The organism is Salifodinibacter halophilus, from assembly GCA_012999515.1.
GTDB lineage: Bacteria > Pseudomonadota > Gammaproteobacteria > Nevskiales > Salinisphaeraceae > Salifodinibacter > Salifodinibacter halophilus.
Genome location: JABEEB010000693.1, coordinates 1 through 238, shown reverse-complemented (window position 1 = coordinate 238; position 238 = coordinate 1). Strand labels below are relative to the sequence as shown.

The 238-nt window shown below is 64.7% G+C and carries 1 protein-coding gene; it reads left to right on the top strand.

Annotated elements, in window-relative coordinates:
- Positions 1–238: hypothetical protein (locus HKX41_13340; protein ID NNC25119.1), on the top strand; the 238-nt coding region annotated here is incomplete at both ends.

Here is a 238-nt window from a genome sequence, read left to right as displayed (position 1 = left end):
GAACGACTGGAGATCCTGGGCTACGGCTCGCGCCAGGCGTATCTGGAAGCCGAGCCCACCATCGCGGCGAAAGCTGCCGACATGGTGACGCACTACCTGACCCACGTGTACCCCAACGGCTACAAGGCGCAGGTGGTAGCCACTTCGCGCGAGGCGGCAGTGCGCTACAAGCAGCACATCGACGCGGCATTGGAAGCAGCCGTGGCGGAGCTCGAGGCCAACAACCCGAATGGACTGG